At 58.0% G+C, this 19,754-nt stretch carries 20 protein-coding genes and 3 pseudogenes; 14 read left to right on the top strand and 9 right to left on the bottom strand.

The window, feature by feature from the left end; genetic code table 11:
- From C266_RS06030 to tnpB, 4 genes and pseudogenes are all read right to left on the bottom strand, one after another.
- Nucleotides 1–1,620 (bottom strand): GMC family oxidoreductase, encoded by a 1,620-nt coding sequence (locus tag C266_RS06030; protein WP_010804580.1) that lies wholly within the window; start codon nucleotides 1,618–1,620, stop codon nucleotides 1–3.
- Complete coding sequence (locus C266_RS06025) at nucleotides 1,620–2,126, bottom strand: sugar dehydrogenase complex small subunit (RefSeq protein WP_010804579.1); 507 nt, start codon at nucleotides 2,124–2,126, stop codon at nucleotides 1,620–1,622. The genes C266_RS06030 and C266_RS06025 overlap by 1 nt, the downstream gene beginning before the upstream one ends.
- Before the next feature lie 987 nt (nucleotides 2,127–3,113).
- A pseudogene (locus C266_RS28030) lies at nucleotides 3,114–3,323 on the bottom strand (IS6 family transposase); the annotation flags it as partial.
- Complete coding sequence (tnpB, locus tag C266_RS27875; protein ID WP_081636183.1) at nucleotides 3,253–3,954, bottom strand: IS66 family insertion sequence element accessory protein TnpB; 702 nt, start codon at nucleotides 3,952–3,954, stop codon at nucleotides 3,253–3,255. The gene tnpB and the pseudogene C266_RS28030, both read right to left, overlap by 71 nt.
- 183 nt (nucleotides 3,955–4,137) lie before the next feature.
- Between tnpB and C266_RS06020 the strand changes: the two genes are divergently transcribed.
- Nucleotides 4,138–5,460 carry a helix-turn-helix domain-containing protein gene (locus C266_RS06020; RefSeq protein WP_036661762.1) on the top strand — a complete coding sequence of 441 codons (1,323 nt, stop codon included), beginning with the start codon at nucleotides 4,138–4,140 and terminating at the stop codon, nucleotides 5,458–5,460.
- A 103-nt stretch (nucleotides 5,461–5,563) separates the two neighbouring features.
- Here the strand turns inward: C266_RS06020 and C266_RS27265 are convergent, their stop codons facing one another.
- Nucleotides 5,564–5,872 carry a hypothetical protein gene (locus C266_RS27265; RefSeq protein ID WP_144265722.1) on the bottom strand — a complete coding sequence of 103 codons (309 nt, stop codon included), beginning with the start codon at nucleotides 5,870–5,872 and terminating at the stop codon, nucleotides 5,564–5,566.
- Between the two features lie 834 nt (nucleotides 5,873–6,706).
- Between C266_RS27265 and C266_RS06000 the strand changes: the two genes are divergently transcribed.
- Nucleotides 6,707–7,848, top strand: a protein-coding gene (locus tag C266_RS06000; protein ID WP_371257036.1) for an IS3 family transposase whose coding sequence is annotated in 2 segments (ribosomal slippage) — nucleotides 6,707–6,953 and nucleotides 6,953–7,848 — 1,143 coding nt in all. Because the reading frame shifts where the segments join, the coding sequence is not laid out codon by codon here.
- On the opposite strand, the gene C266_RS28355 is transcribed toward C266_RS06000, so the two are convergent.
- Together C266_RS28355 and C266_RS26635 are read right to left on the bottom strand one after the other, a co-directional pair.
- Nucleotides 7,834–8,187: an autoinducer binding domain-containing protein gene (locus tag C266_RS28355; protein WP_081636182.1), complete on the bottom strand. Its 354-nt coding sequence runs from the start codon at nucleotides 8,185–8,187 to the stop codon at nucleotides 7,834–7,836. The two genes, C266_RS06000 and C266_RS28355, sit on opposite strands and share 15 nt — an antisense overlap.
- Before the next feature lie 766 nt (nucleotides 8,188–8,953).
- On the bottom strand, nucleotides 8,954–9,490 hold the full coding sequence (locus tag C266_RS26635) for a GNAT family N-acetyltransferase (RefSeq protein ID WP_010804572.1): 537 nt from the start codon (nucleotides 9,488–9,490) through the stop codon (nucleotides 8,954–8,956).
- Nucleotides 9,491–9,677: 187 nt separating this feature from the next.
- Between C266_RS26635 and C266_RS28025 the strand changes: the two genes are divergently transcribed.
- From C266_RS28025 to C266_RS05960, 8 genes are all read left to right on the top strand, one after another.
- Nucleotides 9,678–10,277, top strand: a complete 600-nt coding sequence (locus tag C266_RS28025) for an NBPF family protein (protein WP_246831144.1) — start codon at nucleotides 9,678–9,680, stop codon at nucleotides 10,275–10,277.
- A gap of 292 nt (nucleotides 10,278–10,569) precedes the next feature.
- Entirely contained in the window at nucleotides 10,570–11,538 is a 969-nt protein-coding gene (locus tag C266_RS05990) for a DUF932 domain-containing protein (RefSeq protein ID WP_010804569.1), read from the top strand.
- Nucleotides 11,539–11,610: 72 nt separating this feature from the next.
- Nucleotides 11,611–12,606 carry a YqaJ viral recombinase family protein gene (locus tag C266_RS05985; protein ID WP_036661759.1) on the top strand — a complete coding sequence of 332 codons (996 nt, stop codon included), beginning with the start codon at nucleotides 11,611–11,613 and terminating at the stop codon, nucleotides 12,604–12,606.
- 76 nt (nucleotides 12,607–12,682) lie between these two features.
- Nucleotides 12,683–13,609, top strand: coding sequence for a hypothetical protein (locus C266_RS05980; protein WP_010804567.1), 927 nt, complete (start codon nucleotides 12,683–12,685; stop codon nucleotides 13,607–13,609).
- Nucleotides 13,606–14,577 (top strand): hypothetical protein, encoded by a 972-nt coding sequence (locus tag C266_RS05975; RefSeq protein WP_010804566.1) that lies wholly within the window; start codon nucleotides 13,606–13,608, stop codon nucleotides 14,575–14,577. The genes C266_RS05980 and C266_RS05975 overlap by 4 nt, the downstream gene beginning before the upstream one ends.
- Before the next feature lie 98 nt (nucleotides 14,578–14,675).
- Complete coding sequence (locus tag C266_RS05970) at nucleotides 14,676–15,482, top strand: DUF4942 domain-containing protein (protein WP_010804565.1); 807 nt, start codon at nucleotides 14,676–14,678, stop codon at nucleotides 15,480–15,482.
- A gap of 110 nt (nucleotides 15,483–15,592) precedes the next feature.
- Nucleotides 15,593–15,892, top strand: a complete 300-nt coding sequence (locus C266_RS05965) for a hypothetical protein (protein ID WP_010804564.1) — start codon at nucleotides 15,593–15,595, stop codon at nucleotides 15,890–15,892.
- 2 nt (nucleotides 15,893–15,894) lie between these two features.
- Nucleotides 15,895–16,533: a hypothetical protein gene (locus C266_RS05960; protein WP_010804563.1), complete on the top strand. Its 639-nt coding sequence runs from the start codon at nucleotides 15,895–15,897 to the stop codon at nucleotides 16,531–16,533.
- On the opposite strand, the gene C266_RS05955 is transcribed toward C266_RS05960, so the two are convergent.
- Entirely contained in the window at nucleotides 16,511–16,855 is a 345-nt protein-coding gene (locus C266_RS05955) for a helix-turn-helix domain-containing protein (protein WP_036661778.1), read from the bottom strand. The two genes, C266_RS05960 and C266_RS05955, sit on opposite strands and share 23 nt — an antisense overlap.
- Before the next feature lie 182 nt (nucleotides 16,856–17,037).
- Here C266_RS05955 and C266_RS05950 point away from each other — a divergent pair, with 182 nt between their 5' ends.
- The 3 genes from C266_RS05950 (at nucleotide 17,038) to C266_RS05940 (ending at nucleotide 18,496) form a co-directional block, all read left to right on the top strand.
- Nucleotides 17,038–17,589, top strand: coding sequence for a DUF4339 domain-containing protein (locus C266_RS05950; protein ID WP_010804561.1), 552 nt, complete (start codon nucleotides 17,038–17,040; stop codon nucleotides 17,587–17,589).
- 60 nt (nucleotides 17,590–17,649) lie between these two features.
- Nucleotides 17,650–18,006, top strand: coding sequence for a hypothetical protein (locus tag C266_RS05945; protein WP_036661756.1), 357 nt, complete (start codon nucleotides 17,650–17,652; stop codon nucleotides 18,004–18,006).
- A 151-nt stretch (nucleotides 18,007–18,157) separates the two neighbouring features.
- A complete protein-coding gene (locus C266_RS05940) occupies nucleotides 18,158–18,496 on the top strand; it encodes a hypothetical protein (RefSeq protein WP_010804559.1) in 339 nt (112 codons plus the stop codon).
- Between the two features lie 481 nt (nucleotides 18,497–18,977).
- On the opposite strand, the pseudogene C266_RS05935 reads toward C266_RS05940, so the two are convergent.
- Nucleotides 18,978–19,280: pseudogene (locus C266_RS05935) on the bottom strand (TrlF family ATPase); the annotation flags it as partial.
- Nucleotides 19,281–19,361: 81 nt separating this feature from the next.
- On the opposite strand from C266_RS05935, the pseudogene C266_RS05930 reads away from it, so the two are divergent.
- A pseudogene (locus C266_RS05930) lies at nucleotides 19,362–19,754 on the top strand (transposase); the annotation flags it as partial.

Here is a 19,754-nt window from a genome sequence, read left to right as displayed (position 1 = left end):
TCAGACTTCCTTTTTCAGCGTGTCCGCCATCCTCAGAGCGAGCGCCGCGATCGTCAGCGTCACGTTCACTGTGCCGACGGACGGCATTGTCGAACTGCTGGAGATGAACAGGTTCGGATGATCGAACGTGCGGCAGTCCTTGTCGACGACCGAGTCGCGCGCTTCCGCCCCCATGATCGTTGCCCCGGTGATGTGGTTGTTCGGCGCAAACTCATCGTTGAAGACAACATCAGTGCCGCACAGCACCTTCGCGGCCGTTGCATAGATCTCGCGCGTGTGCGCGGCTCCCCGCTTTACGTAGTCGTCGATGGCATAGGTAATTTCGGGACGCGGAATCCCGATAGCGTCGGTGGCAGTCGTACTGGGCACGATACGGTTCTCGGGGGACGGTAGCATTTCGTGGAAACAATCGAACTGCACATAGCGCGCTGAGCGGTCGCGGATCCTCGCGTCGAGCTCCTCGGACTTCATCAGCGTGCCGCCCTTGAAGAGCTTCTCCGTTTCCTGATTGATACGCGACATGTTCGACAGGTGGATCTTCTTCGCCGCTTCGGTCGCGCGAAACGGGCCATCTCGGTAGCCAATCAGAGACGTCATTTCCTGCGGGCCACGGCCCGGCCACAGCTTTTCACTCGAGTAGAAAGACACGCCGGTGCCCGGATGGTCCATTAGGTTGCGGCCGACCATGCCAGAGCTGTTTGCCACACCGTTCGGGAAATCTCGGTTCGCCGACAACAGCAGGATCTTCGGCGTCTCGATGCCGTTCGCTGCAACCACGAAGTACTTGCCTTCAACCCGATGCTCAGCGCCCGTCTTGTCCTTGTAGACCGCTGCGGTAATGCGCTTGTTCGGCGCCGTCTCAAGCCTATAAACGACCGCGTTCTCGATCAGCTTCGCGCCTGCCTGCTCGGCCTTCTCGACATGCACGATGGCGTTGTACATCGCGCCGATCGGACAAATCGGCATGCAATTGTTGTTACCGCAACAGGTCGGCCGACCGTCGTACGGGCGGCTGTTACGCGCGACTGGCTCGGTCACCACATTAAACTTCGGATTGTAGCCGTTGAGCGCCGTCTTGATCGTCTGCTCGTTGAATGACAACGGCAGCGGTGGCATCGGGTACGGCCTATTGCGCGGCGAGTACAGATCTTCCTCAGGGCCCGGCCCCCACACGCCGAGCTCCTCTTCGGCACGCTGGTAGTAATGCTCGAGATCGTCGTACTGGATCGGCCAGTCTCGGCCAACGCCGTACACCGTCTTCATCATGAAATCGTTCGGGATAAAGCGCCACGCCGATGCGGCCCAGTGCCACGTCGTGCCGCCCACCGCCCGAATGTACTGCGAGTTGAACTTGTGCTCGCCCTTGAGAATCAGGTAGTCGTTCGGCGGGCCGTATTCCGGATGTGGCGCCCACGCGCTCGACGGGTACGGCGCCATGAAGTCCGTCTTGTCAGGCTGGTCGCGAAAGCGCTCGACGATTTCCCAGCGAGGCATGCGCGGGCCGGCTTCCAGCAGGATCACCGACTTGCCCGCTAGCGCGAGCTGGTGCGCGACGATCGAGCCGGCGACACCCGACCCGACTACAATGACGTCGGCCTTTTGCGTAGCGATATCGGGCATCAGGCTTGCCTCTCGCTCGGCTTGTCTGCCCAGAAGCCGGGTTTTTGGGGACAATACGACGGGATCACGAGCGTATCGGATACGACGTTAAACATTAATGCTTCTTCATAGGCAATCACGGCGTTGTCGATGATACCCAAATACCACGCTCCAAGAATCTTCAGCGCGTGCGCTTCCTGATCGGAATTCAGCGAACCAGTTGCGAGTGCACCGACGAGTTGCGGCAGGCTGTCGGCGATCTCGGCCGAGCCCTTCTGCAATGCCTGCAGGAAGCGTTCGCCGAGCACGCGGCTCAGCCCCTTCTTGCCAGTCAATGCTTCGGAAAGCGTCATGAACGTATCGAGTGGCGCGATACCGGGATCGTCTGCGAGCACCCGCAACGCCGGCGAGCCAGTGAGACCAGCCGCAGCCAGTGCCAGCGCACCCTGCAGCCATTGACGCCGCGAGATGCCACTTGCCGATGCGTCGCCAGTGTGACGCGAGTGTGGAATGTTGTCGTTGTGCATGTTTCTTTTTCTCGAACACAGGACCTTGGAAAACCAGCCTTGATATTTCTTTGCTCTATACAGGCACCGGCTTTGGGGACACGCATTTGCGGCTCGGGCAGCCGGATTCACCGGTTGTTCTAAACGCCCCCCAATGTTGCAAGCCTCAATGAGCGGCTATGCGCAAATTGCGTCAACGAACGGAGGGAAGCCAAGAATGTCGCTCAGTGGCTCAAACACCACCTGTTCGCCCGACCGCAGATCAACTTTCGCGACGCGTAGATTGATGCACTCAGGCGCCGGCTCACCTCAAAGCCCCAGTAGCCCGGAAGGATGCCCCCCCGTCTTAGCCTTGAGCTTGACTTTTGAGGTCCACGTCGGAGCCAATGGGCTTATGAGTTTGACTGTCACGGCCTGATACTGCGCGCTGTCTCCAGCCTCCTTTGGAAGGCTTCGGCCTCCCCGTTTAATCGATAGTGAGAACGTCAGCGTCTAGTGGGTAACGGTAGGAGCTCGCGCATATCGCTTGATGAGCCAACGACTTGCTGGACGCTCACATCACATCTATCGGAGCAAGTTCGGTCATCCTTTCCCGGAGACGATCCCCTGAAAGAGCGGTTCGGTAGCCGCTTTCATAAATCGTCACACAGTTGCTAGTCCGATGACTCGCTCGGCCCGAATAACCAGATATGCTTTTAAATCGAACTGCTCTGAGTTGATGATGAGCCCAAGGCCACCATAAATCCCGACAGTGAACCACGGGAATTCAGTCGACGAAATGGGAGCGAGCCCATTTCCACACCAGGGCCGACTCGAAGCAGTCTCAGCGCTGTCCACCGCCGGTTGAGCCCGAGTTTGGCGAGCGCATAGGCGGTACCGAGGACGTTGACTCGTCGACGACACAATTCGGCAAAAGGCTTATGTATGCTCAGACAGGTACCGGATTTTGAGAGATCTCGGTGAATCGATGCCATGCGGCAAAACGCTCAGCGAGTTGCTTGCGGTAGCACGAAGCGCGCAACAGATGTCGCTTAAGCGCGAAGTGCTGCCGGGCCTCCGGCGAGCCACCTTGACGCGACGGGCGAAGCCTGCACCAAACTTCTCGCACCACCGACGCACCATCTCGTAGCCCACGACCACGCCACGTTCAAATAGCAGCTCTTCGATGTCGCGCAGACTCAACTGAAACCGAAAGTGCCAGCGAACCGCACAACTGATGACGACGGCCGGAAAGCGATGGCCATGTTAGAGCGCTTTCATTTTTCTCATCACCACGTGTCCAGTAAAGCGCTTTGAGCAAAGCGCCGCGTCGACCACGAAACAGGAAGATGCGGCCCGAGAAGGGGCCCTTTTCCAGCACCGACTCGACCTTGCACGCCAGACTATTGAAGCCGCACCTCATATCCGTCACACCCGTGGCGATCCACACGCGCGCGTTTGAGGGCACGCCGATCATGGCAAACCCTGAGACTGGGCACGACACACGCAGTACGAGAGTCAGCGTAGCCTCATCTGGCTTACCCTCGATGCGAAGTCTGGCTTGCCCGACGCTGAGTTCAAGCGTGCCTGCCGGCACTACCGTTGAGCTTGAGAGTACGGCAGGCACTTGGGGCTCGTGAACGTGCACGGGAACAAGCCCCACCGGATCGTACTCACCCGCACGCAATGATCGGCGCCACTTGAACACCAGGTTGGCGTTCAGTCCCCGCTCCATCGCTAAACGCGCCACCGACACGCCCGGCTCGTTGGCTAACCTGGCGATCTCGCGCCGAAAATCGATCGGATGATTCGGCACGCGCTTGCGCCCAACTTTCTTCGCGGCTTCTGTTGCCAAAGTGGTGTGCACCACCTCAAGTAGTGCACACCACGTTGACAACTTAACCTCTCCTCATACAGACGGCACTCATCAGGCCCTTACGCCAGTACTGAGAGCAAATAGTGACTATTTGCACTGAGCGATGGCGTTAACCAACTCATCGCCTACTCTCATTGGGTAAGCCTCTTCCCAGTCACCGCTTTGCAGGAAGCTACCATGTCTGCTTCACAAGTCACAACGCATAGTTTTCGCAGCGACGATGCCGATCAAATATCGCAGTACATTGGTAAAATCTATGCTGGCAATGTATTTCGCCCGACGGGAATTCACTCCGCGCGACATGTTGTTGACATTGGCGGGGCACATTGGAAAGGTATCGGAGTGTATGACGTGGCAATGGAAATGTCGCATCATTTTCACACCGACGAGCCACGGCAGAATTACCTTTTCATGGCCTGCAATCGCGGGGGGCTTACGTACTCAAATGGTAGCTCGACTGTCCCGTGTGGAACTGGTGATGTCATGGCAGTCTCTGCCACGGATACGTCCCACTGTCAATCTGGCACGGAAGGCTTCGACCACATTTCTGTCATCCTCGACGCTTATGACGTTAATGACTTCGTCGCCCGTTGGCTTGGGCACCCGCTAGAAAAGCCCATTCATTTTGAGCTTTCCGCACTGCCTCCAGCGACGGCTATACAGTGGAATCTGGCTGTAAGCTGTCTGCAAAAGGCGTTGCTAATGTCGCCAGTCCCAGAAACGTTAATGCACGCACTGTATGAGCATATGCTCAAGCTTGTCGCGACCGGGCACCGGAACAGCTACAGCAATCTGATGACAAGCGATCATTGCGTGGCGGAGCAGCAGGCTCGTGCGGCACTTTCGATGATTGAGGCTGACCCCATGCGATGGGGCACGCTTGGCAGCATTGCTATTACGCTGAGGTGTGCGATAGCTTCTCTGGAAAACGGTATTCTTCGGCTCACTGGGCGAACTGCGCGAGACTTGTTCTTTGAGGCAAGGCTTCGTGGCGTCCATCGCGCTTTAAGCAAGGGTGGAGAACGGACTTTTGTCGGGACGCTTCGACAGTTTGGGTTTAACTTATCAGACCAGTTCATTCTCGCGTATCGTCTGCGTTTTGGCGAGCCCCCAAGTGTCACCTATCGAAAAAATTGCCACGCTCTTGAAGCCAGCGACCTACGACTTGATGCTCGCGACGTATTTTCCAGGGCGGCCATAGATAAATTCGTCGATTTACACCTGAGCAGCTCGATTTCTCTTGCTGATATCGCCACGCATATGGGGGAGAGCAAAGTATGGATGATGAGGGTGTTTAAGGCTCAGTTTGGTGTGACCCCAACACAGTACATAATCGAGCGGCGCCTCGAAAAAGCGAGGTGGATGCTAGTCAATACCTCCGATAGCATTCTTTCGATCGCGCTACAGTGCGGCTTTGCGGGGCAGAGCTATTTTACGACGCAGATTAAGCGACGCTATGGCGTTACGCCGCGCCAACTGCGGATTTCCTCCGCCAGCTAAAAGGGGCGCATAGTTTATCCCGCCCCCCCGGCCCGGGACAATTGTCGATTGATTTCTGTGAGTTTGCGTGAAATCAGGCGCAACTTTGCAATTCGTTTGGCATTTAACTTCGGTGCGAGACGCTCCCGCTTTCAGCAGAAATACAACAAATGACTCCGCCATCGCTATGAAAGCCGAGGATACGCAACGGGAACTGATCGAGCATGGTTCGCAGTATGAGCGGCACGGTGGTGGCGACCTCCCGCTGGGTAACGCAGTCCACGGCGTTGATGTGATAGATGCCATCCTTGCTGCGGAAGTTGCCCTGATGGACACTGTCGATGCGGATAAAGTCGGGCCGGTTATCGGGTAACGGCGCGCGCCGTGCCGCGATGGCAGCGCCCTTGGGGTCGCTGCGCGTCTTGGTCTTCACGGTGTGGTGGTGCGCGATAGGCCGTCGAGCGGCGCAGGATGTAGAGATGCGAGGACGATAGGTGCTGCAGGCGCTCGAAGCGAGGATCGCGATAGACCTGGTACATGCGTCGCAGGACAGCGACCGTCGCCGGCCCGGAGAGCCGGCCATATTCGCGCTCGACATCGGCCAGAGCATCCAGGTCAGCCTCGGTATTCGGTATAGCGCCGGGCAAAGGCCTTGGCCGGCGCGCCAGCGGCGCACGAGCCGGAGGCGCTGGGCGCGACTAAAGCCGCTGAAATGGCACAGATGGGTCAAGACCAGCCCCGGATAGTCGAGCCGCCTGAGTACCGAAGCGATCCAGTCGCAGCGTGCCTAGGCGTCGGCCGCCGGGGTGAAATCCAGTATCTGGGTGCCGTCCAGCACGGCGCGCACCTGTGCGAGGGTGCGGATTTGCGATTCGTTCAAATCGATGATCATCCAAGATCATCACCCCCCCCCCCACAGACCGCCGCCGATCGGCAGTCAACCCCGGCAGGCGCTTGTCGGATTCAGGCTCGTCATCCCCTGGAAACGCGCTCGAAATCCCTCGTTCAGGCTCATCTGCCGGTGGACAGCGCTCAATGAGCGGGACCGCCAAAGCCCAGGTTAATTTGGGCTGCAGCCCATGTTTAATGCGCGACGACCACTACGGCACTCGACTCCATCACCCAACGTCAGCCGATGCGCGCCATCATTGGCGCCGAGTCCTGATGTGAGACGAGGAAGATGACGTGTCCCCGGAAAGTGGACTGGACTGGCCAGCCTTTCGTAGACATCTTCGAGCCATAATTTATGGCAACCGAGGAGGTCAGTATGAGCGGCAAGCGGTACACGGATGAGTTCAAGATCGAGGCAGTCAAGCAAGTCTCCGAGCGAGGTCATTCGGTAGCGGATGTGGCGCAGCGACTGGGCATCACGACTCATAGTCTGTATGCCTGGAAAGCGAAGTTCGATAAGCCGGATATCTTGCGGAAAGCGGAGCTAGACCAGAGTGCCGAGGTACGGCGTCTGAAGGCCGAGCTCAAACGCGTGACCGAGGAACGCGACATTCTAAAAAAAGCCGCGGCGTACTTTGCAAAGGGATAACGGCAAGGTACGCGTTCATGCGAGCCCATATCAACGAGCATTGTCTGCGCACAATGTGCAGAGTGCTTGGCGTGCATCGCAGCGGCTATTACGTCTGGCAGCGCCAGTTGGTCAGCGCCCGTAAGCGCGAGGATGATCGACTGTTGGGGCTGATCAAGCATCACTGGCTGGCCAGCGGCGGCGTCTACGGTTATCGCAAAGTCACCGTGGATTTGCGCGAATCGGGCGAGGCGTGCGGCCGCCACCGCGTGCTCCGGCTGATGCAGAGCGAAGGTTTGCGCGCCGAGGTTGGTTACGGCAGCAAGCCACGCTATCGCGGCGGTCCGGTCGGCGTTGTGGCCAATGTCCTGAACCGAGACTTCGCGCCTGATGCGCCGAACAAGGCCTGGGTAACGGATATCACCTATATCCGGACCTACGAGGGTTGGTTGTATCTGGCGGCAGTCATGGATCTGTATTCCCGGCAAATCGTTGGTTGGGCCACACGCGCCACCATGACCAGTGACCTGGTTTTGCAGGCGCTGCTGGCTGCCGTTTGGAAGCGCAAACCTGAACCGGGCGTCATGATTCATTCGGTTGAATGCGCCCAGTTCACCAGCGATGACTGGCAATCGTTTCTGAAGGCTCATCACATGGTGCCGAGCATGAGTCGTCGCGGCAACTGCCACGACAACGCCGTGGCGGAAAGTTTCTTCAGTGCGCTGAAAAAGGAACGAATCAAACGGCGCATCTATCCGACCAGGGCGACGGCGACCACGGACGTGTTCGATTACATTGAGATGTTCTATAACCCAATTCGCCGACATGGTTTCGTTGGCGATATCTCACCTGTAGAGTTTGAGCGGCGCTATGCGCTAAACGGCTCGTGAGTGTCTATGAAACTCTGGCCGGTCCACCTCTTCCCAAAAGGCGCTCGTTTCACCTATCGGCAGTTCGCTCCAAGTGAATGGCAACTGAGATTTCCTCGCCCTCAGAACTACAGGGTCAATATCCACGTATCCTGATGCCTCATATAGTTCACACCACGCCCTTGGATAATTGCTCACCTTCATGACACGCGGCTTCGTAAATGGAACTGGATGACGAAATCCGTACGCACAATAGTCAAAGCCCAATTCATGAGCGTACCTCTTCAACCTAAGCGGAATTTCGAGCGAATTTGGTCTCGAGACAACTGAAGATAAGAGTTCATCAATGAACAAATCCATCACGCCTCCTCAAACTTGATTGTCCTTTTCCCCACGTTCACTCTGGGGTATTTTTGTCGGCAGCGACGCAAAACCATCAGAAATATCCAGAAGCTCGCGATGAGTTTTTCCTGACCAACGGCCCGATGAGGTACGAGAGGCGCGATGATCTCGAGAGTGAAAATCAATCTCCTCCCCCTCTTCTTGCGATTGGGGGCACACTGGCGTTTGTCCCGCGCGGGAAGCACTCAACTCTTTGCATGAGTAGTGAGATTGCAGACACGGACGCAGGCCGTACGGGCGGATCAGCTTGTGAAGTCGATTCTTCACAATTTATGTCCGCCGCACATCCGTGCAATCTACCTATATGGGATGTGGATCGAGGTACGTGAGGTGGCGTTTGGGAATTCGTCTTTTGGGATATTGGATCGGGTACTGCGCAATCTCGCCAAGAGACAAAGCTCTTTTCGTTGCTAAATTAGGACGTGCAGTGGGAAGGCAACGCAGTCTTTGCGAAGGACGACAAATGCTAACCTTGCCCCCCAGAGACACGGCGACCTACGTGCTCAACGAGCGCTCGTGGAATGGCCCATATCGGAAAATCCCCGCCCGTTCCGATAAATTTCAGAGGAACTAAGCAGGTCGACATGCATGAGGCTCGCGGGTAATGCATCACCTCCCCGATCGCAAGCACATCGATCGATATCGACCAACGCGTCAACGTTCCGCTCCAATCAGGGTACATGCATCATCTGATTCAACCCATTACCGCGGTGTATTACGGCACTCAGTCTCGCGGTAAGCGAGAGAGAATAACGAAGTTGCCCGGCGCGCCTCGGACCATGCGGTAGGAACGCAAACAGCCCTCGCGTCTATAATTGCAAGCGTCGAGTACAGCGAGCGACTTTACGTTGGCCTCCAAAACCACAGCCTGAATTCGAACCCACCCGGCGAAATCAAACCCCCACTGCGTTACAGCCGCACAGGCAGCCTTTCCTATCCCCCGCCCCCAATGCGACGGTGCCAGGTCATACGCGATTTCGGCCGTTCTGTTTGCGTCGGAAATTGTGTGAAATCCAATGGTTCCGATCAATGATTCGGACGCGTCATCGATAATTGCCAGTCTACGAATAGAATCCGTCTCTTCAGATTCAACCGCGTCAAAGAGCGGCTCTAGATCACTGGCCGAGGCAAGATTCCAACTCGTATGCTCGGTTACGCAGGCTAATCGCAGATAGGAATACCAAGCATCCCGATCGAATCGATAAAGTTGGCGCAGTGAGATTCCGGCTACGCTTAACGGCGGTGGTTGGTCAATTTTCACGTTTTACCTCACGTTGAGAAGGCAGAGGAAGGTGCAGAAACTCTAGCACGCGGAGGAATACTCTCGGAACGGCAAGCTCCGGGACGACGACCTAGATACAACCTAGATTTTTTCGACCACATATCACCTCCTTGAGCTGGCCAGAGTAGGCCTCCTCCCTTCGCGCAATCCCGCGCGAAGGAAGTTCTTGGAGGAACATGTGATTCCAAATCTCCCCTACCCGACATTGTTTGCCAGCGTTGCGATGCTGTGCTTTGCTGCCTGGGTCGTCGCTTCGCCAGTACGAAAACGCTACCGTGCCCCTCGAATCGAGCTTGCAACGGAAATGCCAGAGGTGGACGACACGCTCGATGAACGACATTCCACCTATTCTGCCAACCACCACGAGTGGAGCGACAGCGGTGCGAGTACAGACACCTCATTCAGTTTTCAAGACACCGAGGCGCCTTCGCCCGCGAATCGTCGACTATGCCCACGCTGTGGCTCAGACCACATCGAAAAGCGCAATCAGGCTCGCAAAGCTGGCAGCACCATTGGTGCTGTCGCCGGTGCAACAAGCGGTGTCGCCATGACACTATCGGGTGCAGAAGTCGGCGCAACGGTCGGACTGATCGCGGGTCCCATCGGCTCAGTGTTCGGTGGTCTGGCTGGCGCAATCCTTGCCGGACTCGCCGCCAGTGCGGCGGGCTGCGCAGCGGGTGCCGCCATGGGTGAAGTCATCGACGAAAACATTCTCGACAATCATCGCTGCGTGGCCTGCGGACATACGTTCAACGCGTCGATTTGATGGAGCAACGATGATCCAGCCGTCTCCGCTCGAATATCTCATCGCGTTCGCCATCGCCTTCCTTGCCGGAGCACTCTGGTCCGCGCTTTTCTGTCGCCTCCCGCGGCGCACCGCCGGAATTCAGAGGGTCTGCTCGGCGAGCTAATGCTCGCGCTTGCTGTTCCGATCACAGTGCTTGTCCGTGCGTCCGCTCCGGCACTCGTCTCCCGCTTTTCTTATCCGACATAACGCCCGGCATGTGCCGGGCCATATGCCGGTATCCGCCTTTGTCTATCCCCAATAGGAGAAATCCATGCATCTCGTTCAATCCATGGCCTACGTCGGCGCCACACCGTGGCACGGCCTGGGCCACCGCCTCGCCCCGAAACAATCGCTCGACGTCTGGGCAAAAGCCGCCGGTATGGACTGGCGTATCGAAGAAGCCGAAGTGCGCTTCGTCGCTGCTAGCAACCGTGATCTTGGCTCGATTCACGCGTTTCCCGACCAGAAGGTCCTCTACCGCTCCGATACCAAGGCGCCGCTGTCCGTCGTGTCCGCTCGCTACCAAGTCGTGCAACCCGCCGAGATCCTGGACTTCTACAAGGACCTGACCGAGGTTGGTGGGTTCGAACTCGAAACGGCTGGTGTTCTGAAAGAGGGCCGCAAATTGTGGGCGCTCGCACGCACCGGCCAGAGCGGGACCCTCAAGGGCCGTGATGAGGTCAAGGGCTATCTGTTGCTCGCCACGGCCTGTGATGGCACGCTCGCGACCACCGCGCAATTCACGTCGGTGCGCGTCGTCTGCAATAACACGCTAGCAATCGCGCTAGATAACAACGTCGGCGCCGTCAAAGTTCCTCATCGCTCTCAATTCGACGCGCAAGCCGTCAAGCGCCAACTCGGCATCGCTGTCTCATCGTGGGACTCCTTCATGGTCCGCACCAAGGCGTTGGCAGAACGCAAAGTCTCCGACGCCACCGCCGAGGCATTTTTCCGCCGGGTGCTCACCTATTCCACTACGAGTACAGCAGATCGTGATGCGATTGCTGTGAACGAGCGCGCCGTCAAGGCAGTTGGGCAGTTGTACGCCGGGGCCGGTAAGGGCGCGACGTTGGCGTCCGCAGCGGGCACGGCATGGGGGTTGGTCAATGCCATTACCGAACATGTGGATCACCATCGGCGCGCGCGCAGCGACGATCACCGGCGCGATACGGCCTGGTTCGGTGCAGGCGCGGCACTCAAGCAGAAAGCCTGGGATGAGGCCATGAAGCTGGTAGCGTGAATCCTTCGACACTACGTCATACGGCCCGGCCGGGAGCTATCCCGCCGGGCCTTCTTACTTTTGGAGGTTGCAATGTCACACCCCGAACCTGTCAGTCGCGACCGACATCGTCCGGCCCTGCGGCTAATCGAGACGGCATCACTGTCTCGTGAGGACTGGCTATCGGTCAGGAAAACCGGCATCGGCGGCTCTGACGCTGCTGCTGCCGTGGGACTGAGTCCCTACATGAGTCCTCTGGAATTGTGGATGATCAAGACCGGGCGCGATGCCGATCTGCCTTCGCCCGATCCCGATGACACCACCGATCCGGTGTATTGGGGCACGTTGCTTGAACCGGTCGTCGCAGCGGCCTATACCAAACAGACCGGACGTCGAGTGCGGCGCGTCAACGCCGTGCTCCGACATCCCACCGTTGCCTGGATGCTCGCCAATATCGACCGGGAGATCGTCAGCGCTCCCGAGGTATCGATTCTCGAATGCAAGACGGCGGGAGAGTTCGGCGCCCGGCTCTGGCGCGACGGAGTGCCGGAATACGTGCAGCTCCAGGTCCAACACCAGTTGGCCGTCACCGGGAAACTCGCGGCTGACGTAGCGGTGCTGCTATGCGGCCAGACACTCGAAGTCCACCGCATTGTCCGCGACGACGCATTGATTGCACGGCTGATAGAGCTCGAAGCGGCGTTCTGGCATTACGTACAGACCGATACTCCACCGCCCGCCGACGGCTCGGCATCGGCCGATCGTGCGTTGCGCTGTCTCTATCCAGGCACAGGCGGCACAGTGGATTTCACTGATGACCGGGCGCTATCCGCGACGTTTGCCGATCTCGTCTCCGTTCGAGCCGAGATTGAAGCCCGCCAGACGATCGAAGCGCAATTGAAACAGACGCTCGCACAGGCGATGGGCGAAGCGGATCGGGCGCAGTTTGAGACCGGCTCCGTTTCTTACAAGCGCAGTAAGGACGGCACCGGCATCGATCTCAAGCGGTTGCTAGCCGACCACCCTGCGTTCGCGGGCCAGTACGCCGTCACGAAGACGGGTTCGCGCCGCTTCCTCGTTCAGGCCTAGATCGCCAAGCTCGTTCGCAGCTTCGTATACCTCCCATCTCCCGTTTCATTTCTCAGTCTCTACTCGGAGTCTTTCCATGCTCAAAGGTCTTGCGATTACTCCGCCCGTCGTTGGGCGAATCTCCATTGGTCGTGTCGTCGAGAAGAACGGCAAACGTCTTCCCGAAAAGGATGACCAATTCACCCTAACCACCCAGATCCAGCAGCGCGACGGCTGGATGTTGCATCCCTTGAACGAATCCCTGCGCAAAGCCAATACCGGCAAGCTGCGCTCAATCCCTGTCCGGTTTCTGTTTAACGACCCGGATCTAAATCTTCGAGCTGAATACGCCTGCTTTGACCGCGAGTCAGGCCGTCCGGTGTGCGTCGGTAACGGCGAGACCTGTCGCCGCGCCGGTGACACCGGCATCGCGGAATTGCCGTGCCCGTCCCCCGACGGATGTGCCTTCGGTAAGTCAGGTGCCTGCAAGCCCTATGGGCGTCTGAACGTCCTGATCGGCGACGAAGACGAGATGGGCTCGTTCATATTCCGCACCACTTCGTACAACTCGATTCGCACGCTGGCCGCGCGCCTGCATTACTTCAGCGCTATATCTGGCAACCGGCTCGCGTGTCTACCACTGGAGCTTAAGCTGCGAGGCAAGTCGACCACACAAAGCCATCGCTCGGCCATCTACTACGTGGATATTGGTGTGCGTAGCGGTAATGCGCTGGTGGATGCCATTACCACAGCCGTCGAACTGGCTTCGCAGCGAAAAGCAGCCGGGTTCGACCAAAGCGCACTGGACGACGCTGCACGAGCGGGATTTCGCAACGGCGCGTTCGAGGAAAGCGTTGAAGACGGGGCAGCCGTTGCGGAAGAGTTCTATCCTTCTGCACCGTCGGACGGAGAGCCGACTGGCAAAGATGACGCTCCGGATTCTCCGGCGCAGTCTAGTCTCAAGGACCGGCTGGATCGACGGGCCGCACGGCTGGGTACCCACCACGAAGGCCAAGCGGCATGACCCAGGATCGCCCAACGGATCGTCTCGCGTTATGGTTGGCGGTCGCGGCAACGGCCACGGCCATCAGCATTTCGGTGATTGCCGGTGGGCAGCGCGGCGGGGCGCTTGCCGAACGAGTCGTGTGGGTCACGTTAGGCGTCGTGCTGGTAATGAGCGCCCATCTGTTACCCGCGTTGCTGCGAGGTGCTACGGGTGGCATCCGGTGGATAGGCTACTGGCTGTGGGCCGCATGCATGCTCGCGGCCATCAACAGTCACGCCTACTTCTTCCTGTTCGCTCAGCAGCACGCCGCGCAGATTCGCGCTGACGCCGCGCCCGTTGTCCTGACTACACCTCTGAAGCGGAGTCTTACCGTCGTCATGGGAGAACGAGCGGACGTCTTGGCACGACTGGCGATCGCTAACGCCCAGCCATGCTCCGGTAAATGCGCCACGCTGGAGACACGCCGCATAACGCTTACCGCCAAACTCAAGGCACTGGAAGCAGAGGCCAGCGATGTTCGTCGCGCGCAAGCGTTGGACGATCGCGCCATCGCCCAACATGACGCGCTGGCGACGGATCCCGTGACTGCGCGACTCGCAGCGTTACTCGGCACGACCGGCGCGCGCGTCGATCTGCTGGCGGGACTGGCTTTTGCGGCAGTACTGGAAGGCGTCGCGTGCCTGCTCTGGCGCCTTACCTTTCAACCTCGCTCGGCACGGCCGACGGCGCCAGTCGTGTCCACAGTCGTGCCACCAGTCACGCAAAGTCGCGCGAACGACGACAGTTACCTTCACGGTCACGCCATCCCCAACGACTCCACCACATCGTTATCAACACCTGGGACCGGCAGTCACGACGTGACGCAACTCGTCGGGGACATCGCCGCCGGACGACTACGCGCCACCGTCGCCGACATCCGTCGTCACCTCGGCTGCTCGCAAGCTCGGGCCATCGCTCTGCGCCGTCAGTTAGCCGACCTGTCCTAATTTGCTGATCGTGACATCACGGCATAGCCACCGGGCACGCTGCCCGGGGCTTATGCCCGCTCTCATCTTTCCCGTTCAAACCAAACCCATCGTGCCCCATGGACACCACCGACCTCGTCAAGAGCATCAGCATCGCCAACCTCGCCAATCAACGCACCGCTATCGTCGAGCGCATTCACGCCGCACTCGACCTGCTCGGCGAAGCCCAACAACTCGCCACCGCTGCGCACCTACGATTTCCCCGGCTTGTGCTCGACGAAAGTTATGGCTGCCGCGGTCATCCCAGCGTCACCGGTGACTATGCCAAACGCGACGAAGCCCAAGCCGCCATGGTGCGCCTCATCGACGCTCACGGCTGGAACTACTTGCTGTCGGAATCCGGCATGCGCACGTTCATGGACGCCAAGGCACGTGAGCAGTGGAACCGGCAGATCGCAGAGGGCGACGTACCAGAACTCACCGTCGCCAATATTGAAGCCACATTCGCCCAGCTCTATAGTGCACGCGGCGACATGTTCGAGCGCGGCGTGCTTCAGTGCTTTCGCCGGCTGTCGTGGGACTACAAATCCAATTCGCCGTTCAGGTTCGGCAAGCGCATCATCGTGCGCCACCTTCTTTCGCAAGGGTGCTCGAACTATCACGCCACCAACGAACTGGACGATCTAACGCGAGTGTTCAGCGTGCTCGATGGCAAGCCCGAGCCGGATCATCGACATGGCATATCGTCGCTCATTTCGCACGCCCAGCGTCTACGCGAGACAGAGACCGAGAACGCCTATTTCCAGTTGCGTTGGTTCAAGAATGGAAATGGTCATTTGACGTTCCTTCGCGCCGATCTTGTCGACCAAATGAATAAGATCCTCGCCAAGCACTACCCCAACGCACTCGCCTCAGAAGCGCGCTAGTTCACCTCACCAGACGCGTTCAGCTTCCGCCATTTCCCGTTGTTCAACTGAGCATCCGATCCCCCTAGGGACTTCGGAAGTATCTGCTCGTCCCTATTCAGGAGAACACTTTGACGAATTCCCATTCACGTATCCCCCGCGCACGTCTGCCGCTCGGCCGCCTGTTGGCAACTCCCGCTGCCGTCGATGCGATCCAATCGACCGGTGCCTCGATCTTTGCTTTGGTCAACCGCCATGCTCGCGGCGACTGGGGCGAACTGTCCGAAGCCGATCGGGAGCAAAACGACCTGTCGGTCGTGGCTGGGCGCCGTGTGCTGTCCTGCTACCCCCTTGGCGACGAACAGAAAGTGTGGATCATCACCGAAGCTGATCGGTTCACCACCACCCTCCTGTTGCCTCATGAGTATTGATCATGGTGACTCACAAATTTCACCCTGCCATCCGACTCGGTCAGCAACCCGTCGTCGCTCAAACCGGCAACCCGCTGTTCAGCAGGCAAGGCCACTGGGACGGTGGCAGCCCATTGCACTGCGTTGCCATGGCGCTCGCACTCCTTGGCAAATTGACGGATCCCGTCTATCTGCCGTACCACGGTAGCGGTCCGGAGCAGAAGGTGTGGGACGACGCATGGCCGCATTATCTGGACGGGCTGACGTTGCCAGAACTGGCAAGCTTTATCGCAGAGTTGAATCTTGGCGTGCGCCCTGCGACGCGTACGGCCACAGGGCGCGACCTACTGCGCTTTGTGCTGCGCGAGCTCGACGCCGGATGGCCGGTCATTATCGGCTGGCAGCAACGACACCCGGTCAAATGGCGCGCTGCGCTCGTTGTTGGTATTGAGGGACGTGGAGGCGGTCGCGCTTTTGATACGCAAGCACTGTTGCTCATTGACCCAGCAGGGAATGAACCAGGCCTTGCCGGGTTCAATGCACGTCTCGCCCGACACAACGACACGCTATTTCGATATCAGTCGCCATCGGCTTCCCGAGGTGTTCAGCTGCTTGGCGGCGTGTCGATTCGTGATGTTGTTAGCGCAAGCGCTGACGCTTGATCTCGGGCGGAGTCGCCACATTCGCGCGGCGGGTACCGGTGGGGGCCAGGGACACTTTGCCTAACGGCTCGAACAGTTCGGCGAGCGTCACACCCAACACGTGGCAAATGTTGGCGATCGTCTCAATCGACGGGTTCGCTACCCCACGTTCGATCGCAGAGATGTACGTGCGATCCACATGTGCCTCGAACGCCAGCGTTTCCTGGGACTTCTCCGCGGCATGCCGACATTGCTTGATCCGCTTGCCCAGGGCAAGCGAGATGGGGGCCGGTTGGCGAGCAGCAGTGGCGTCCTGGCGTTTGGCAGTCATGAGCGGCAGGATGCCTGCTTGACGACTGATTAACGACGCTGTAAACACATCAATTAATGATGACTATATACTACAAATCTTATTTGATTATTTGGGCTGTGGTTCCGCCGTGACGTAGCAGTCAGTGGGCGGAGTAGCCGCTCGCCCATTTTTGTAGAGTAAACACATCAAACCTTTAAGGAGAAAAGTGCTTCATGACGGACTCGTGGCATTACGAAAAGAACGGTCAGCGCATCGGTGCTATTAGCACCACAGAGATCGGGGCGCTCATTCAGAACCGAACGATTGATGGAAAGACCCTGGTCTGGTCACAAGGATTGGCAGACTGGACGCCGCTTGCGGAAACTGATCTGGCGGTGCATTTACGTCAGGCAAGCGCGCCACCAGTGCTGCCAGCGACGCGCATTGGCAACACGATCGTGTGGATCCTCGCGTTCGCACCAATCATCGGGGCACTTCTTGAGGCGACCTTTGCCGCTGCCATTGCCCCTGACTATATGGCCAGTGCGGCAGCGACTGCTGCGTTACGGTCAAACCAATATTGGTACATCACGTTGTTGCTCAACATCGGTTTGAGCTTGCTGGACGACAGGCAGCTCAAGCAGGCTGGTGTCGATACGTCGGCTTTTGGCAAATTCGCTTTCATCGTGCCCGTGTACCTGTGGAAGCGGGCCACCTCGTTGCGCCAACCCAAAGCCTACTTCTGGGTTTGGATTGCAACCTTCGTCCTCATTGGACTCGCCTGACCAGCCAGACAAACGGCGAATCAGCTCCTCACCCGCATCACCATTAACACAAGGAAAATCATGAAGAAAATCACAATCGCCGTGGCTATCGCCATAGGCTTTGTAGGTTCGTCGACCGGGTTCGCGGCCAACCACGTCGGGCAGTGCGTGTTTCCTAAGACAAAGGTAGGAGCAGGAGGACGACTTGTCATGAAGGCACCGATCAACGTCGCCGACGCACCGAATGCCACAGCAAGCAAACGCACTCTCACCTCAATGGAGGCATTCACCATTAAAGCGCAGGCGCCAGGCGGGTACATCCAGTTGGTGACAGTGCCGGACTATGACAAACCGAATCCGAATCAGGGTGCTGGGCGTGTCGTCGGGTGGGGCAAGTTGAGCGACTTTGACTTCCAGGATCAGCGCAACTGCAACTGAGGCAATATCCCACAGCCCCGCATATGCACTTGGAAACCGTCGGACGCCAGATCAGCACCGCTGGCGGGGAACACGGCGACGCCGCATTGTCGCTGGCCAACACGCCGACGAAACCCGGCGTCCGAAATGTCCACTCTTGGAAGGACTAAAAATGTCCATCGATATTCAGAAGTTCGCCGCCGACGAACTCAACACCGGCAGGCTCAACCAGTTGATCTCCACTCGCGCCTCATTTCAGGTCGTGGGCGTCGCCGACATCGGCAAAGTCGTCGAGATGATCGAAGGAAGAATCGAAAAATCCGATTTGAAATGCCGCGTGTACACGGAATATCGCTCTGCCTCCCTAGCAACGATATTTAGTCCGGCGGCTATTCTGGGCGTAGGTGCCGCAATTGGTATAGCTGCGCACAATCTCGCTACCTATGATCCAGACTATGAGATCGGGAAGAATAAGGTCGCAGGTACCGTGACCGTCAAGTACATGAAGTAGCTTGTCAAAAACGAGAAGCGCCCGACCAGGCGCTTCTCGCTCGCTTGTCACTTCATTTTTTCTTTCCACGTATTAGCCGCACATGATGGCGTGCCGTTAGACAGGTGACACGCGGCCTAAGGTCGCCTTCCAGCCAAAAGGCACCGTTTTACGGCGCTTCGCTGGACCGACCTCAAGTCGGCTGGGTAGGTAAGAAAACAAGTGACCCGGTCTATGACGGGTCACTGGGACAAGGCGCGCCGCAGCATGGGGCGCGTTGTCAAGTTGTCCACGCCTGCTTCAGGGCGGCCGCCCACTCGCGAAAAATGGTTCGGTGATCATACAGCGACTGGGCTCGCCGAACGCGCCGAATTATTTCCGCTCAATTGTATTTGACGGATTTTTATCATTAAACACCAACAACTTACATACATCGACCTAATCAATGCCATGGGAAATACCATGACAAACAATTCGGTTCCGCGCTCCACTCCACGGCCAATTAGAACTCGTACTTCTCTTTGCGCTGGATGAAAGCGTCGCGCCCGCCTTCCAGAATGCTGGCCACCTGATCCCGAATCACAGGAACGTCAATCGAGCCTTGCGCTTCCAACCCGAGACACCCGTGGTTCTCAGCGGCCGTGAACACGCCAATCCACTCGGCATCACCGAACACCGGGATGTTCGCGTTGTGTGTCGCAAACAAGAACTGCCGACTGGTCTTTGCCTCCCTCAACTCTACGACGATCCGATCTGCGATGAAGGCGTTGTCGAGGTTGTCCTCCGGTTGATCCATCAGAAGGGGTGATCTGCAATGAGAAATCTGGACCACCTGGGACGTTAGTTTTTCGGCAAACTTAACCCTTGGAAAAAGGAGGGGTTTGCTATGAAACGCAAGCGCTTTTCAGTCGAGCAGATTGTGGCGGTACTGAAGCAGGCCGAGTTGGGCATGCCGGTGGCCGATCTCATCCGTCACGTCGGTATTTCGGAGCAGACGTTTTATCGCTGGAAAAAGCAATACGCGGGTATGCAGTCAGACCAGGTACGTGAGCTCAAACAGTTGCAAGACGAGAACGCACGGCTCAAGAAGCTAGTGGCCGAGCTAAGCCTGGACAAGGCCATTCTGCAGGATGTTGCTTCAAAAAAGTGGCCCGGCCCGCGCTGAGGAAAGACGTGGTGGATTACGTGATAAGCCACTATGGATTGACGATGAGGCGGGCCTGTCGTTTGGTGAAGCAACCTCGCAGCACGCAGTACTACCAAAGCGTAAAAGATCCTC

It is taken from the genome of Pandoraea sp. SD6-2 (genome assembly GCF_000389825.1).
In the GTDB taxonomy this organism is placed as follows: domain Bacteria; phylum Pseudomonadota; class Gammaproteobacteria; order Burkholderiales; family Burkholderiaceae; genus Pandoraea; species Pandoraea communis.
This window is presented reverse-complemented; position numbering and strand designations above follow the sequence as displayed.

What these genes read in the sequence shown, in the direction of transcription:
- C266_RS06030 (WP_010804580.1), bottom strand. Translation starts at nt 1,620, where the DNA reads ATGCCCGATATCGCTACGCAAAAGGCCGACGTCATTGTAGTCGGGTCG.
- C266_RS06025 (WP_010804579.1), bottom strand. Translation starts at nt 2,126, where the DNA reads ATGCACAACGACAACATTCCACACTCGCGTCACACTGGCGACGCATCG.
- C266_RS06020 (WP_036661762.1), top strand. Translation starts at nt 4,138, where the DNA reads ATGTCTGCTTCACAAGTCACAACGCATAGTTTTCGCAGCGACGATGCC.
- C266_RS28355 (WP_081636182.1), bottom strand. Translation starts at nt 8,187, where the DNA reads ATGGATTTGTTCATTGATGAACTCTTATCTTCAGTTGTCTCGAGACCA.
- C266_RS05990 (WP_010804569.1), top strand. Translation starts at nt 10,570, where the DNA reads ATGCATCTCGTTCAATCCATGGCCTACGTCGGCGCCACACCGTGGCAC.
- C266_RS05985 (WP_036661759.1), top strand. Translation starts at nt 11,611, where the DNA reads ATGTCACACCCCGAACCTGTCAGTCGCGACCGACATCGTCCGGCCCTG.
- C266_RS05980 (WP_010804567.1), top strand. Translation starts at nt 12,683, where the DNA reads ATGCTCAAAGGTCTTGCGATTACTCCGCCCGTCGTTGGGCGAATCTCC.
- C266_RS05975 (WP_010804566.1), top strand. Translation starts at nt 13,606, where the DNA reads ATGACCCAGGATCGCCCAACGGATCGTCTCGCGTTATGGTTGGCGGTC.
- C266_RS05970 (WP_010804565.1), top strand. Translation starts at nt 14,676, where the DNA reads ATGGACACCACCGACCTCGTCAAGAGCATCAGCATCGCCAACCTCGCC.
- C266_RS05960 (WP_010804563.1), top strand. Translation starts at nt 15,895, where the DNA reads ATGGTGACTCACAAATTTCACCCTGCCATCCGACTCGGTCAGCAACCC.
- C266_RS05950 (WP_010804561.1), top strand. Translation starts at nt 17,038, where the DNA reads ATGACGGACTCGTGGCATTACGAAAAGAACGGTCAGCGCATCGGTGCT.
- C266_RS05945 (WP_036661756.1), top strand. Translation starts at nt 17,650, where the DNA reads ATGAAGAAAATCACAATCGCCGTGGCTATCGCCATAGGCTTTGTAGGT.
- C266_RS05940 (WP_010804559.1), top strand. Translation starts at nt 18,158, where the DNA reads ATGTCCATCGATATTCAGAAGTTCGCCGCCGACGAACTCAACACCGGC.